15 protein-coding genes are annotated in these 13,182 nt (G+C 64.5%); 8 read left to right on the forward strand and 7 right to left on the reverse strand.

The features are described from left to right. Nucleotides 1-60: 60 nt before the first annotated feature. From RVY76_RS15830 to RVY76_RS15860, 7 genes are all read right to left on the reverse strand, one after another. Nucleotides 61-984: a tripartite tricarboxylate transporter substrate binding protein gene (locus RVY76_RS15830; RefSeq protein ID WP_317376862.1), complete on the reverse strand. Its 924-nt coding sequence runs from the start codon at nt 982-984 to the stop codon at nt 61-63. A gap of 78 nt (nt 985-1,062) precedes the next feature. Continuing rightward, a complete protein-coding gene (queF, locus tag RVY76_RS15835) occupies nt 1,063-1,527 on the reverse strand; it encodes a preQ(1) synthase (protein WP_317376863.1) in 465 nt (154 codons plus the stop codon). Nucleotides 1,528-1,547: 20 nt separating this feature from the next. Beyond that, a complete protein-coding gene (gene queE / locus RVY76_RS15840; RefSeq protein WP_317376864.1) occupies nt 1,548-2,255 on the reverse strand; it encodes a 7-carboxy-7-deazaguanine synthase QueE in 708 nt (235 codons plus the stop codon). Continuing rightward, nucleotides 2,252-2,608, reverse strand: coding sequence for a 6-pyruvoyl tetrahydropterin synthase family protein (locus tag RVY76_RS15845; RefSeq protein ID WP_317376865.1), 357 nt, complete (start codon nt 2,606-2,608; stop codon nt 2,252-2,254). Before RVY76_RS15845 ends, queE begins: the two co-directional genes overlap by 4 nt. Then, a complete protein-coding gene (queC, locus tag RVY76_RS15850) occupies nt 2,605-3,300 on the reverse strand; it encodes a 7-cyano-7-deazaguanine synthase QueC (protein WP_317376866.1) in 696 nt (231 codons plus the stop codon). The genes RVY76_RS15845 and queC overlap by 4 nt, the downstream gene beginning before the upstream one ends. Before the next feature lie 87 nt (nt 3,301-3,387). Then, complete coding sequence (locus tag RVY76_RS15855) at nt 3,388-3,963, reverse strand: TetR/AcrR family transcriptional regulator (protein WP_317376867.1); 576 nt, start codon at nt 3,961-3,963, stop codon at nt 3,388-3,390. 103 nt (nt 3,964-4,066) lie between these two features. Then, nucleotides 4,067-4,504, reverse strand: a complete 438-nt coding sequence (locus tag RVY76_RS15860; RefSeq protein ID WP_317376868.1) for a MarR family winged helix-turn-helix transcriptional regulator — start codon at nt 4,502-4,504, stop codon at nt 4,067-4,069. Nucleotides 4,505-4,584: 80 nt separating this feature from the next. On the opposite strand from RVY76_RS15860, the gene hmgA reads away from it, so the two are divergent. The 8 genes from hmgA to RVY76_RS15900 all read left to right on the forward strand — a co-directional run bounded on the left by hmgA (nt 4,585) and on the right by RVY76_RS15900 (nt 13,142). Then, a complete protein-coding gene (hmgA, locus tag RVY76_RS15865) occupies nt 4,585-5,943 on the forward strand; it encodes a homogentisate 1,2-dioxygenase (protein ID WP_317376869.1) in 1,359 nt (452 codons plus the stop codon). 16 nt (nt 5,944-5,959) lie between these two features. After that, a complete protein-coding gene (locus tag RVY76_RS15870; RefSeq protein ID WP_317376870.1) occupies nt 5,960-6,973 on the forward strand; it encodes a fumarylacetoacetate hydrolase family protein in 1,014 nt (337 codons plus the stop codon). A gap of 122 nt (nt 6,974-7,095) precedes the next feature. Then, nucleotides 7,096-7,827, forward strand: coding sequence for a FadR/GntR family transcriptional regulator (locus RVY76_RS15875; RefSeq protein WP_317376871.1), 732 nt, complete (start codon nt 7,096-7,098; stop codon nt 7,825-7,827). Continuing rightward, on the forward strand, nt 7,820-8,980 hold the full coding sequence (locus RVY76_RS15880; RefSeq protein ID WP_317376872.1) for a PLP-dependent transferase: 1,161 nt from the start codon (nt 7,820-7,822) through the stop codon (nt 8,978-8,980). Before RVY76_RS15875 ends, RVY76_RS15880 begins: the two co-directional genes overlap by 8 nt. Before the next feature lie 33 nt (nt 8,981-9,013). After that, nucleotides 9,014-10,285, forward strand: a complete 1,272-nt coding sequence (locus RVY76_RS15885; RefSeq protein WP_317376873.1) for a sugar ABC transporter substrate-binding protein — start codon at nt 9,014-9,016, stop codon at nt 10,283-10,285. A 5-nt stretch (nt 10,286-10,290) separates the two neighbouring features. Then, nucleotides 10,291-11,208 carry a sugar ABC transporter permease gene (locus RVY76_RS15890; protein WP_317377191.1) on the forward strand — a complete coding sequence of 306 codons (918 nt, stop codon included), beginning with the start codon at nt 10,291-10,293 and terminating at the stop codon, nt 11,206-11,208. Beyond that, a complete protein-coding gene (locus RVY76_RS15895) occupies nt 11,205-12,029 on the forward strand; it encodes a carbohydrate ABC transporter permease (protein WP_317376874.1) in 825 nt (274 codons plus the stop codon). The genes RVY76_RS15890 and RVY76_RS15895 overlap by 4 nt, the downstream gene beginning before the upstream one ends. Before the next feature lie 12 nt (nt 12,030-12,041). Continuing rightward, nucleotides 12,042-13,142 carry a sn-glycerol-3-phosphate ABC transporter ATP-binding protein UgpC gene (locus tag RVY76_RS15900; RefSeq protein ID WP_317376875.1) on the forward strand — a complete coding sequence of 367 codons (1,101 nt, stop codon included), beginning with the start codon at nt 12,042-12,044 and terminating at the stop codon, nt 13,140-13,142. The last annotated feature ends 40 nt before the right edge of the window (nt 13,143-13,182 follow it).

Below are 13,182 nucleotides of genomic sequence, written 5' to 3' on the forward strand. Positions count from 1 at the left end.
GGCGTTGGTCGTCCGAGCCTATAATACGGCGCGCGGCGGACGCATACCCGCGCGGATCATTCAGCCGCCAAATCCTGCGATCGCCGCGAGATCGGCGATGCGTTCGCGTTGTTCGCGCATGTATTCGCCGTAATTCACGCCCCTGAGGAAGCGCAGATCGACACCCAGCGCGTCCATCAGCGCGCGGAAGTCGGCGTCCTGCGTCGCGGTTTCGACCGTATCGCAGAATGCGTCGATATCGGGTTCGGGCGTGCCTGCGGGAAACATGAAGCCGAAGCTCTGGATCATCGACAGATCCACGCCCTGCTCGCGTGCCGTGGGCAGGTCCGGCATGCGTTCGAGCCGCTCGTCGGAAAGGACGCCGAGGATCCTGAACTCGCCCGTCTCGTGCTCGCGGATGACGCCCGGCAGCGGCGTGACCACAGCAGTCACGAGACCGTCGAGCACGGACATGACCTTGTCGGGCCCCGCCTCCACGGCGATGAGCTGGAACTGATGTCCGCTCGCGTCCTCCATCAGGAGACCGGCGAGCTGCGAAAGCGTTCCGCGCTCGATCGCGAGGCGTGCATCCTCGGTCGCGAGGAGATCTTCGAGACCCGACAGCGCCTCCTCCCCGCCGATGCCCGCGACGGCGAGGGGGGTTTCGGCGAACATGCAGGCGGGTGCGATATCCTCCATGCCGAAGGGTGCGGCCCCGGTCGCCATCCCGACAAGCGTGTTGGTCAGATAGAGCCCGGCCGTCTTTCCGTCCGGTGCGCTCGCAAGGGCCTGCTCCATGCCGACGATCCCGCCCCCGCCCGAGCTGTTCGCGACGATGACGCTCGATCCGAGCTCCTCCTCCATCAGATCGGCGATGGCGCGGACCATGATGTCGGTGGGGCCCGCCGGATCGTAGGGCACGATGAGTGTGATCGCGTCGCCGTCCTGGGCGGAGGCTTGACCGCAGATCGCGATGAGGGCGGCGCAGGCTGCGGCTCTGGTCATCGCGATCGACGCTCCTCGTGAAATGATGAGCGATCTGTGACATGTCGCGCCACGAAAGGGAAGTTGCTCCTCCGCCTCTCAGCCCCGGCCGCGATAGGGCGGCACCCCCTGATCGGGCACCCAGACATCCTGGGGACAGGAGCCGGTCTGCCAGAAGACATCGATCGGGATGCCGCCCCGCGGATACCAGTAGCCACCGATCCTGAGCCATCGCGGCCCGAGGAACTCCGCCAGCCGCCGCGCGATCGAGATCGTACAGTCCTCGTGGAAAGCCCCGTGATTTCTGAAGGATGTGAGAAAGAGTTTCAGCGATTTCGATTCGATCAGCCAGTCACCCGGAACGTAGTCGATGACGAGATGCGCGAAATCGGGCTGCCCCGTCATCGGGCAGAGCGACGTGAATTCGGGGGCCGTGAATCGAACGTTGTAGCTCACATCGGCCTGCGGATTCGGCACGCGTTCGAGTTCGGCCTCCTCGGGCGAGGCCGGGATCCGGGTCGCACCGCCCAGCTGCGTGAGGTTGGCGTAGATATCGTCGGACATTCGCCCACTTCCTTCTCGGATCAGACGCCGCGCCTGTTGCCCCAGATGAGGACATGGAGCTGCGGCAGGATGCGCGGCGCGAACCATCGATCGGCCATCGCGGTTTCGGTGAGCCAGGCGAGGCGCTCCGACAGCGCTGCGGGATCGACCGGCATCGCAGGATCGCTATCGGGATTGCCCGGCTGGAGATAGAGCGGCAAGTCGGGGTGCCGCGCATGGGTTTCTCGCGCCCAGTCGTAGTCGGTGCGGTCGAAGATCACGATCTTCATCACGATCCCACCGGCATCACGCCCCATCGACAGGCATTCCGAAAAGGCATCCCAATCAACGCGCTCGCCACTCGACGGGGGTTTCGGCGAAAGGACCAGCATGTCCAGATCGGAGAACCACGGCCGCGCGACGGAGCCCTGCGTCTCGCACGCGAAACGGTATCCCTCCGCCCGGCCCCGCGCGATAAGCGGTCCGAAATCCTGGATGGCCGGGTTGCCGCCACTCAGCGACACGGTCAGCGGTCGCCTGTCCGATAGGCGCACGACCTCGTCCCATATGGCATCCGTCTCCATCACGGCCCAGTCGTGACGATAGCGGCTCTCGACCGCATGCAGGCTGTCGCACCAGGCGCAGCGATAATCGCAGCCGCCCGCGCGCACGAAGACCGTGGGCTCGCCGATCAGCGCGCCCTCGCCCTGGATCGTCGGGCCGAAGATTTCGGCGATCCTCAGGCTCATGGCCGATATTCCGCCCAGGTCTTGGGCGTCTCGCTCACCGCCACGGCGGAGGTCTCGGGCCAACGCGCCGCACACCAGTCGAAGAGGTGCCGTGCCAGATTCTCGGCCGTCGAGGGCACGTCCAGGACGTCGTCGAGATGCCGGTGATCGAGCGTCTCGTCGATATGGTCCTTGAAAGCCGCCAGCTCGCGGTAATCCCGAACGAACCCGTCCGGCCCGGGTGCCTCGGCCGAAAGCTCGACCACCACGACATAATTGTGGCCGTGAAGCCGCGCGCAAGGGTGATCGTCCGGCAGATGCGACAGCCGGTGCGAAGCGGAGAAGTGGAATTCCTTGCGGATGCGAAAGCTCATCCCCGCGCCTTCACGGCTTGCGCCCAGAACTCCGGATCGGCGTAATCCGTCGGATCCTCGATGCCCGCGAGATGGAAGGCCTCGCGCCGCTCTACGCAGGTGCCGCAGCGTCCGCAATGCTTCTCGCCGCCCTTGTAGCAGGACCATGTCTCGGCAAAGGGCGTGCCGTGGCGCGCGCCCTCGCTCACGATATCGGCCTTGGTCCGGTCGACGAAAGGCGTCAGCAGCCGCGTCTCTGCATAGCCTTCGAGTGCTGCGCGCTGCATGGCGTCGAAGGCCCGGGCGAAGCCGGGACGGCAATCGGGATAGATGAAATGATCGCCCCCGTGGATGGCCGTCGCCACCCCCTCGTCGCCATTCGCGGCCGCGATACCGAACGCGATGCTGAGCATGATCGCGTTGCGGTTCGGCACCACCGTGATCCGCATCGTCTCCTCGGCGTAATGGCCGTCTGGCACATCGAGATCGTCGGTCAGCGCCGATCCTGTCAGTGCCGCGCCGATGCCGCGCATGTCGATGAGATGATGGGGCACGCCCAGCCGCGTCGCGGCGGCGGCGGCGAAATCGAGTTCCTTGCGGTGCCGCTGTCCGTAATCGAACGAGACGAGGCGTGTGAGGTCGTCCGTCGCCGCCGAGATATGGGCAAGCGACACGGAATCGAGTCCGCCGGAGCAGATGACGAGAGTCTTCATTATGGGGCCCTTGTTTTGATGACCGGGTAGGCTGCGACCGGTTGCGGGGGCCATACCGTCGCCGGTCCGGCCATGCAAGGGGGGCGCTCAGGCGGCGCGGGCGAGGGTGTCCAGCATTTCGCGGATCGCCGCCCGATCGGTGCCGGACGCCACCAGAAGCGTCGCACCATAGGCCGCCGCGACGAGCGCACGGGCCTTCGCCCGTGCGGCCGCACCGTCACCTTCGGGCAAAGCCTCCACGAGAATCTGCTCGAGTGCGTCGTTGTGCTCGGCCGCTATCTTACGGATCTCGGGATCGTGGCGCGCCATCTCGCTGATGCAATTGACCATGAAGCAGCCCCGTGCGTCGTCCACCATCGCGATCGCGTGGAGCATCTGCGAAAGCCGGTCTTGAAACGTCCCGTCGCGCGTGGCGATCTCCCGCAGAAGCGCGTCGCACCGCGCGGAATAGAGCTGGAGTGCCGCCAGCATCGCGCCCCGTTTCGAACCGAATGCCGCGTAGAAGCTCGACCGGCTCAGGCCCATTGCAGCGATCAGCTCGCCCACCGACGTGGTTTCGAACCCACCCTCCCAGAGAAGATCCATGGCGATCTGGAGCACGGCTTCCCTGTCGAAGCCGGCCGGCCGCCCGAGGGCCTTGGGAAGAGGTGCCTCATTGCACATGGATGGCATCTTAGTCGATCTTCCGCGGAATTTCATCGTCTGTCTCGTTAAAGATGCGCGATATCGGGGGTTTGCGCGGCGACCTTTCGAAAGCTGTCCTGCATTAACCGGTCGGTCCGAACCCCGCCAGCTTCCGGAGGCATTTGATGAGGATCTCGCGCTCCGCCTGAGACAAACTTTCTAGCATCGCCATGTTCTGCCGTTCGGCCACGACGACCAGATCCTCGAATGCACGCCGCCCGAGCGGCAAAAGGGTCAGGATCTCGCGGCGGCGATCCTCGGCGCTTTCGCGTTTCGCGACGAAACGCTTCCGCCCCAACGCCGCGACCGCACGGCTGATCTTGGTCTTGTGGGTCTTCGAGAGGCGCCCGACCTCGCTTGCGCTCATGTCCCCGTAACGGCCCAGATGGAACAGGACGCGCCATTCGGTGCGCAGCATGCCGTAGCGCGCCTTGTAGATCCGCGCGAAACCCTGCCCCGTCTCCTCCGCGGCCTGGTTCAGCAGGTAGGGAACGAAGGTTCCAAGATCGAAATCGGCCATCTGCGGGTCCGGGAACGGAAAGGGTTGTTGGTTACAAAAGCAACTTCTACCACGAACCGCAACGACGCGGAGGACACAGGATGATAGATCGGGCACCTCGGCCGGGGCCGCCGCCTGCACAGGGGCCCGGTGTCGCGGACGGCTACATGCCGGGCTTCGGCAACGACTTCGAGACCGAGGCGCTGCCGGGCGCGCTGCCGCGGGGCATGAACTCACCGCAGAAGGTCGCCTACGGCCTTTACGGAGAGCAGCTTTCGGGCACCGCCTTCACCGCGCCGGGCCACCGCAACGAACGGACATGGTGCTACCGCATCCGTCCGTCCGTCCGCCATCAGGGACGCTACGCGCGCTTCGACCTGCCCTATTGGAAGACCGCGCCGCACATCCCCGAGGACGTGACTTCGCTCGGGCAATATCGGTGGGACGCGGTTCCGCACGGGACGGTCGATACCGATTGGCTGACGGGAATGCGCACGATGACCAGCGCGGGCGACGTCAACACGCAGACCGGCATGGCCTCGCATGTCTATCTCGTCACCAGCTCGATGGAGGATGCGTATTTCTACTCCGCCGATGGCGAACTCCTCGTGGTCCCGCAGGAAGGGCGTCTGCGCTTCGCGACCGAGCTTGGCATGATCGACCTTTCTCCGCAGGAAATCGCGATCCTGCCGCGCGGTCTCGTCTACCGCGTCGAGGTGCTAGAAGGTCCCGCCAGGGGCTTCGTCTGCGAAAATTACGGTCAGCCGTTCGCCTTGCCGGATCGCGGCCCGATCGGGGCCAACTGCCTCGCGAACCGGCGCGACTTCAAGACGCCCGTCGCGGCCTTCGAGGATCGCGAGGCACCCTCGACCATGACCATCAAGTGGTGCGGCCAGTTCCATCGTTCCGAGATCGGGCACTCGCCACTCGACGTCGTCGCCTGGCACGGGAACTACGCGCCGGCGAAATACGACCTCAACACCTTTTGCCCCGTGGGTGCGATCCTTTTCGACCATCCCGACCCGTCGATCTATACCGTGCTGACGGCCCCGTCCGGGATCGAAGGCACCGCGAATATCGATTTCGTGCTGTTCCGCGACCGCTGGAACGTGGCCGAAAACACGTTCCGGCCGCCCTGGTATCACAAGAACGTCATGTCCGAACTGATGGGAAATATCCACGGACAATACGATGCGAAACCTCAAGGCTTCGTACCGGGCGGCATGAGCCTGCACAATTGCATGTTGCCCCATGGCCCCGATCGCGAGGCCTTCGAAAAGGCGTCGAATGCGGATCTGAAACCGCAGAAGCTCGAGAACACCATGTCCTTCATGTTCGAGACGCGGTTTCCACAGCATCTCACGGAATTCGCGGCGCACGAGGCTCCCCTTCAGGACGGTTACGTCGAATGCTGGGACGGACTCGAAAAGAAGTTCGACGGTACGTCGGGCGTGAAATAACGGTCTCGGTTCCAGGATGAAGCTCGCCACCCTTTCGGACGGCACACGCGACGGACGGCTCGTCGCGGTCTCCCGCGACCTCTCGCGCTGTGCGCCCGCCCCCGCGCGGACGCTTCAGTCCGCGCTTGACGATTGGGAGGCTGCGGAACCCGAACTCCGCGCCCTTTTCCACGACGTCGAGGATGGCAACATCGACGCGCAACCCTTTGACCAGGCGTCATGTCTCTCGCCACTCCCAAGGGCGTACCAGTGGGCGGACGGATCGGCCTATGTCAATCACGTGGACCTCGTTCGTCGTGCCCGGGGGGCGGAAATGCCCGAAAGTTTCTGGACCGATCCGCTGATGTATCAGGGCGGATCGGACGGGTTCGTGCCGCCGCACGCGCCGATCCGGTTTCCCGCGGCTGCCGTTCCCGATTGGGGTGTCGACATGGAGGGAGAAATCGCGGTCGTGCTCGACGATTGCCCGATGGGCATCGATGCGGATGCAGCACGCGATCGCATCCGCCTCGTCATGCTCGCCAACGACGTGTCGCTGCGCGGCCTCATCCCGGGCGAACTTGCCAAGGGGTTCGGTTTCTTCCAATCGAAACCGGCATCGAGCTTCAGCCCCGTGGCCGTAACGCCCGATGCACTCGGGGATGCCTGGCGGGATGGAAAGCTGCATCTGCCGCTGCGTGTCGATCTGAACGGAACCCCATTCGGCCGCGCCGATGCCGGGATCGACATGACCTTCGATTTCGGCCGCCTGATCGAACACGCCGCCCGCAGCCGTGCGCTCGGAGCCGGGACGATCGTCGGGTCCGGCACCGTATCGAACCGCGATCCCGACGGAGGGCCCGGACGTCCGGTGGCCGAGGGCGGACGCGGCTATTCCTGCATCGCCGAGATCCGCATGATCGAGACGATCGCGCATGGTGCGCCTTCGACGCCCTTCCTTCGATGGGGCGACCGCGTGCGGATCGAGATGCATGACGACCTCGGGCGGTCGATCTTCGGCGCGATCGATCAGACGCTCGAAACGCTCTGATCGCTCGAAGTCCGTCGATAAAAAAAGGAGTTCGGGAAAATCCGCGTCCATTTTGGTAAGACCACTTGACAGATTTTTCGCCCGCCGCAAAGCTGAGAGCCGACCGAATTGACGGAGACCGGATGACGGCCCACCCCGATCCAAGCGCTGCGATTACCCTGCGCCCGCTTTCCCAGGACGGATCCCGGATCCGGATCCTGAGGGCGCTGACGGCTTATATCGAGGCGGCGGATCTTGGTGCCGGCGACAAGCTTCCCACCGAACGCACGCTCGCGGCGCAGCTCGGCGTCAGCCGACCCACGATCCGCGAGGCGCTGCAATCCTGGCAGGCGATGGGGCTGATCGACATCCGCAAGGGCAGCGGCACCTACCTCGCGCAGGAGATCGGCGCGGCTTCGGTGCATATGCCCGTCACCATCCAGCTTGAGAAGCGCGCGGTGTTCCACCTGCTGGAGCTTCGGCGCGTGATCGAGACGGATGCCGCGCGTCTCGCCGTGCTGCGCGGATCGGTAGAGGATATCGACCGGCTGCGCGTCGCGCTCGAGGCGATGGAGACTGCCTATTCCGTGCAGGGATTTGCCAACAAGGAAGACGATGCCTTCCACGAAGCCCTCTACGTTGCGAGCGGCAATCCATTGTATTTGCAGGTATTTCGTCAACTCTACGTCAAAGTCGTCGAGAACTTCAACGCCTCCGCCGACAACCCCTTCGTGATGACGCCCTTCGTCGATCATTCCCAGCCCGACCACCGCGCGCTTTACGAGGCGATCGCCGCGCGTGATCCCGACGCGGCCGTCGCGGCCGTAACCCGCATTCTCGACTTCGTGGAGACGACCCTTCGTGACGATGCCTGATCCAGTGATCCCCGACGATTTCGCAACCATCGTTACCGACGATACAGGCGGCGGACCGGCCGTGCCGCCCATCGTGCAGACGAGCCTCTTCACATTCGAGAGTGTCGACGCCTTCGAGACGGCGTTCCGCGCGCCCGAACGCCATGCGATCTATACCCGCGGCCTGAACCCGACCGTCCGAGCCTTCGAGGAGAAGGTCGCCCGTCTCGAACGTGCGGAGGAGTCGCGCGGCTTCGCCAGCGGCATGGGTGCGATCTCGGCCACGCTCCTCGGCCTGCTCAAGTCAGGCGACAAGGTCGTCTGCGTGCGCAACGTCTATCCTGACACCTATCGCATCATGACCGGGCTGATGGCGCGAATGGGGATCGAGGCGGTCTTCGTCGAGGGCACCGATCTCGATGCGGTGGCCGAGGCCATGACGGGCGCACGGATGCTCTATCTCGAAAGCCCGACCAGCATCACCTTCGACGTACTCGACCTGCCGCGCCTTGCAGCGATCGCAAACTATGCCGGGGCGATCAGCGTCATCGACAATTCGTGGGCAAGCCCGACCTTCCAGCGCCCGATCGAGCATGGCGTGGATCTCGTGATCCATTCGGCATCGAAATACCTTTCGGGGCATTCCGACACCGTGGCGGGCATCGTCTGCGGCCGTGCGGACCTCATATCCGAGATCAACCGCGTCGCCTATCCCAGCCTGGGGGCTAAGCTTTCTCCTTTTGACGCATGGCTTCTCCTGCGTGGGATGCGAACCCTTCCGATGCGAATGCGCCAGCACCATCGCTCGGGCCTGTCGGTCGCCCGACGCTTGAAGGATCACCCTGCGGTTTCCGAAACGCGCCATCCGGGGCTTGAGACACGCAACGAGACGACGCTGTCGGGCTTCTCTGGGCTCTTCGCGTTCCGCCTCAAGGGTGGCGCACCTGCCGCGCGGCGCTTCTGCGATGCGTTGAAGCTCGTCCGACTGGGCGTGAGTTGGGGCGGCCACGAAAGCCTCGCCTTTCCGGCGCAACTGGGTCTTATCCAGCCTGGCCTCACCAACCCGTTCCAGGTCTTCGGCGTGCCTGACGATCTCGTCCGGTTGCATGTCGGACTGGAGGATCCCGAAGATATCTGGCGCGATATCGAAGCCGCCCTCGATCAATGTGAATAACTACAAAAACGTTCTGCAACAGGGAGTTGAGAGATGAAGACAATCCAAGGAATGAGCATCGCGGCCGCCGCCGCACTCGCCGCCTGGGGCGGCATGGCAAACGCCCAGACGCTGCGCGTGGTGGAGGTTCTGACCACCAACGAACGCACCGGCCTGATGGAGCAGATCGCCTCCGAGTTCGAGGCCGCCCATGAGGGCGTCGATGTCGAGCTGGTGTCGGTCCCCTGGGATTCCGCCTTCGAACAGATCCTGACCATGACGATGTCGGGCCAGCAGATCGACGTGCTCGAAATGCCCGAGCGTTGGATCTCCACCCTTGCCGTCAACGACCTCCTGACCGACCTCGGCCCCTGGCTCGACGAATGGCAGGGCGCGGACCAGATGACCGAGGCGACGATGGATTTCGCCCGCATCTACGACGATACCGCCTATTTCCTGCCCTACGGCTATTTCGTCCGCGCGATGTACTACAACCGCGACCTGCTCTCTCAGGCGGGCTACGACGCTCCGCCGGAAACGTGGGAAGAGTTCGCGGAGATCTCCCGCGCCGTATCCGAGATCGAGGGCAAGTACGGCTATTGCCTTCGCGGATCGACGGGCGGTTTCGTGGGCTGGTGGCTGGCAGTGTCCGGAATGACCGGTGCCGAGAGCTGGTTCAACGAGGACGGCACCAGCGTCTTCGCCTCCCCCGAGGCGATCGAGGGCATCCAGATGATGCTCGACCTCTACGAAGACGGAGCGGCACCGCGGGATTCGGTGAACTGGGGCTTCAACGAACAGGTCTCGGGCTTCTATTCCGGCACCTGTGCCTTCATGGATCAGGACCCCGACGCGCTCATCCAGGTGCGCGAGCGGTTAGGCGACGACGAATTCGCCACCGCTCCGGTCCCGCTCGGCCCTCCGGGCAAGATCTCGCCCCCGATCGGCATGTTCGGCTGGTCGGTCCCAGCAAGCTCCGAGAACCCCGACCTTGCCAAGGATTTCATCGGCCGCCTGATGGAGCCGGAGGCCAATCTCGAATGGGCCAAGTTCATCGGCATCGTTCCCGCCGTCGAGATCCCCGAGGATGACGAGTACTTCAACGATCCCGTCTATGCGGGCTTCTTCGAGGAACTCGACAGCGATCAGTACAATCTCGTGCCATGGCCGGCCTATCTTCCCGAACTCGGCGAATTCTTCGACGTCATCGCCGTCGAGACGAGCCAGGCCGCGCTTCTGGGCCAGATGTCCGCCGAAGAGCTGGGCCAGACCTGGGACGAGTTCCTGACCGAGGCGCAGCAGCGCTGGATGGCGGAAAACCAGTGAGCATCATGGCGACCGACCCGTCCCGCTCGGGGCGCTCGCCGCACAGGGCCCGGCGGATGCGTTCCGCCGAGCCCTACTTCTATCTTGCGCCCGGCATCGCCATCGTGGCGCTGGTTATGCTGGTGCCGCTCGTCGTGGGGGTCTCCTTCAGCTTCCAGAACTACGTGATCTTCCGCCCCGCCTCCCGCGGGTGGAGCGGGCTCGAGAACTACGTCGAGCTCTGGACCGACCGCACCTTCTGGCACGCGCTCGGCAACACGGTGAAGTGGACATTCTGGTCCGTCCTCTTCCAGATCGGCCTCGGTCTCGGCCTCGCGCTGATCCTCGACAAGCCATTCTGGGGCCGTCCGGTCTTCCAGTCGCTCGTCTTCCTGCCATGGGCGGTGCCGACCTTCCTGTCGGGTCTCAACTGGCAATGGCTCTTCAATCCGATCGTGAGCCCCCTGCCTTCGTGGCTGGCCTTCGTCGGCATCCTCGATGCGCCCCGTAATATCCTCTCCGATCCGGATCTCGCGCTCTACGGTCCGATCACAGCGATGATCTGGTGGGGCGTGCCGTTCTTCGCGATCACGCTGCTGGCCGCGCTGCGCTCGGTACCGTCGGACCTCTACGAGGCCGCCTCCATCGACGGGGCGAGCGCGTGGCAATCCTTCCGCTACGTGACCGTGCCGTTCCTGCTGCCGATGATGACGATCACGATCCTGCTCAGGACAGTCTGGGTCGCGAACTCGCCGGAACTGATCTTCGTCATGACCGAAGGGGGGCCCGCGGGCATGTCGCAGACGCTGCCGAACTACGTGTTCACCTCGGCCTACAGCTCGATGAATTTCGGCTACGCCTCGGCGCTGGCCTCAGTCCTGATGGTGATGCTCGTGATCTACTCGATCCTGCTTCTCTGGGTCCGGGGGAGGCTCGGACAATGAAGATCGTCGCAAGCGCCTCTCTCTGGCTCGTCCGTCTCGCCTATCTGGTCTTTGCGCTCTTTCCGCTGTTCTGGCTGCTCAGGATCGCGCTGACGCCCGACCAGATCCTCTATCGCGAGGGCACGACGCTCTGGCCCTCGGTCACGACGTTCGAGAATTTCCGCTTCGTAATCGAGGAAAGCCCCTTCCCGACCTATTTCCTCAACACCGTCATCGTCTCGCTCGGCACGGCCGCCATCGTCACGGTCCTCGCAACCGGCATCGGCTATGCCTTCTCGCGGTTCCGCTTTCGCGGCAAGACGCCCCTGATGGTGTTCCTCGTCATCACGCAGCTCTTCCCGATCGTGATGGTGATCACGCCGCTCTACCAGCTTCTGGCCCCCTTGGGTCTCATCGACACGCGGATCGGGCTGATCGTCGTCTTCACCGCCTTTAACCTGCCCTTCGCGGCCTTCCTCATGCATTCCTTCTTCGAGGGCATCCCGGGCGAACTCGAACAGGCGGCGATGATCGACGGCTGCACGCGGTTCCAGGCACTGATCCGCATCATCCTGCCGCTGATGCTGCCGGGCGTCGGCGCGACGCTGGGCTTCGTCTTCACCGCCGCATGGTCCGAGCTTCTCTTTTCTCTCATGCTCATCAGCTCCGAGGCCAAGAAGACCTTCGCCGTGGGTCTTCTGGGCTTCGTCGGACGCTCCGGCGTCGATTGGGGGCAGATGATGGCGGCCGCGACGCTTGCGCTCATCCCGCCGGCGATCTTCTTCACGGCAATCCAGAAATATCTCGTGGGCGGCCTCACCGCCGGCGCGATCAAGGGCTGAGGAGGGCCGGACATGGCCGAGGTTTCGCTCAAGCACGTCGTCAAGCGCTACGGCAAGGTCGAGGCGGTTCAGGATTTCAACCTCGAGATCGCGGACGAGGAATTCGTCGTCTTCGTCGGTCCCTCGGGCTGCGGCAAGTCCACCACGTTGCGCATGATCGCGGGGCTGGAGGACATTTCCGGCGGCGAGATCCGCATCGGCGACCGCGTCGTCAACGATCTGCCGCCACGGGCCCGCGACATCTCGATGGTGTTCCAGAACTACGCGCTCTATCCGCACATGAACGTGCGCGACAATCAGGGCTTCGGGCTCAAGATCGCCAAGCGGCCGAAATCCGAGATCGAGGAGAAGGTCAGCCGCGCCTCGCGCCTTCTCGGGATCGAGGGCTTCCTGTCGCGCAAGCCCGCCGCGCTCTCGGGCGGTCAGCGGCAACGCGTCGCGATGGGCCGCGCCATCGTGCGCGATCCGGCGGTCTTCCTCTTCGACGAACCGCTCTCCAACCTCGACGCCAAGCTGCGGGGCCAGATGCGCACCGAGATCCGCAAGCTTCACGAAAAGGTCCGCAATACCGTCATTTACGTCACCCACGATCAGGTCGAGGCGATGACCCTGGCCGACCGGATCGTCGTGATGCGCGACGGCCGCATCGAACAGGTCGGCACCCCGGACGAGGTCTATCACGCCCCCGCGTCCGATTTCGTCGCGGGCTTCATCGGCAGCCCGCCCATGAACCTTCTCGACGCGCGGATCGTGCGCGAGGGAGACGGCCGCGCGGTCGAGATCCCCGGCGGGCCGCGCCTGCCGATCGGCGAGGGTCAGTTCGCCGATCTCGCGCCAGACCGCGCGGTGCGCCTCGGCCTGCGTCCCGAGGCGCTCGCACCCGAACGGATGGCCGGACCATTGAAACGTCCGTTCGGCTTCGAGGCCGACATCACGCTCGTCGAGCCGCTGGGTGGCGAGGCGCTGATTTTCCTCGAGATGGGCGATGCCGAGGTGACTTCCCGCGTCTTCCGGCCCAATGCGCGCCTTTCGCCCGAAAGGTCTGTCCCCTTCGTCGTGGATCTGGACGAGATCAACCTCTTCGACACGGAATCCGGCCGACGGCTCGCCTGATTTCCGGCAGAGGGCTTGATCCGGCTGCGGAGTGATGTCA

Source organism: Palleronia sp. LCG004 (assembly GCF_032931615.1).
GTDB lineage: Bacteria > Pseudomonadota > Alphaproteobacteria > Rhodobacterales > Rhodobacteraceae > Palleronia.

Coding starts and splice junctions, on each gene's coding strand:
- RVY76_RS15830 (WP_317376862.1), bottom strand. CDS start 984: ATGACCAGAGCCGCAGCCTGCGCCGCCCTCATCGCGATCTGCGGTCAA.
- queF (WP_317376863.1), bottom strand. CDS start 1,527: ATGTCCGACGATATCTACGCCAACCTCACGCAGCTGGGCGGTGCGACC.
- queE (WP_317376864.1), bottom strand. CDS start 2,255: ATGAGCCTGAGGATCGCCGAAATCTTCGGCCCGACGATCCAGGGCGAG.
- RVY76_RS15845 (WP_317376865.1), bottom strand. CDS start 2,608: ATGAGCTTTCGCATCCGCAAGGAATTCCACTTCTCCGCTTCGCACCGG.
- queC (WP_317376866.1), bottom strand. CDS start 3,300: ATGAAGACTCTCGTCATCTGCTCCGGCGGACTCGATTCCGTGTCGCTT.
- RVY76_RS15855 (WP_317376867.1), bottom strand. CDS start 3,963: ATGTGCAATGAGGCACCTCTTCCCAAGGCCCTCGGGCGGCCGGCCGGC.
- RVY76_RS15860 (WP_317376868.1), bottom strand. CDS start 4,504: ATGGCCGATTTCGATCTTGGAACCTTCGTTCCCTACCTGCTGAACCAG.
- hmgA (WP_317376869.1), top strand. CDS start 4,585: ATGATAGATCGGGCACCTCGGCCGGGGCCGCCGCCTGCACAGGGGCCC.
- RVY76_RS15870 (WP_317376870.1), top strand. CDS start 5,960: ATGAAGCTCGCCACCCTTTCGGACGGCACACGCGACGGACGGCTCGTC.
- RVY76_RS15875 (WP_317376871.1), top strand. CDS start 7,096: ATGACGGCCCACCCCGATCCAAGCGCTGCGATTACCCTGCGCCCGCTT.
- RVY76_RS15880 (WP_317376872.1), top strand. CDS start 7,820: ATGCCTGATCCAGTGATCCCCGACGATTTCGCAACCATCGTTACCGAC.
- RVY76_RS15885 (WP_317376873.1), top strand. CDS start 9,014: ATGAAGACAATCCAAGGAATGAGCATCGCGGCCGCCGCCGCACTCGCC.
- RVY76_RS15890 (WP_317377191.1), top strand. CDS start 10,291: ATGGCGACCGACCCGTCCCGCTCGGGGCGCTCGCCGCACAGGGCCCGG.
- RVY76_RS15895 (WP_317376874.1), top strand. CDS start 11,205: ATGAAGATCGTCGCAAGCGCCTCTCTCTGGCTCGTCCGTCTCGCCTAT.
- RVY76_RS15900 (WP_317376875.1), top strand. CDS start 12,042: ATGGCCGAGGTTTCGCTCAAGCACGTCGTCAAGCGCTACGGCAAGGTC.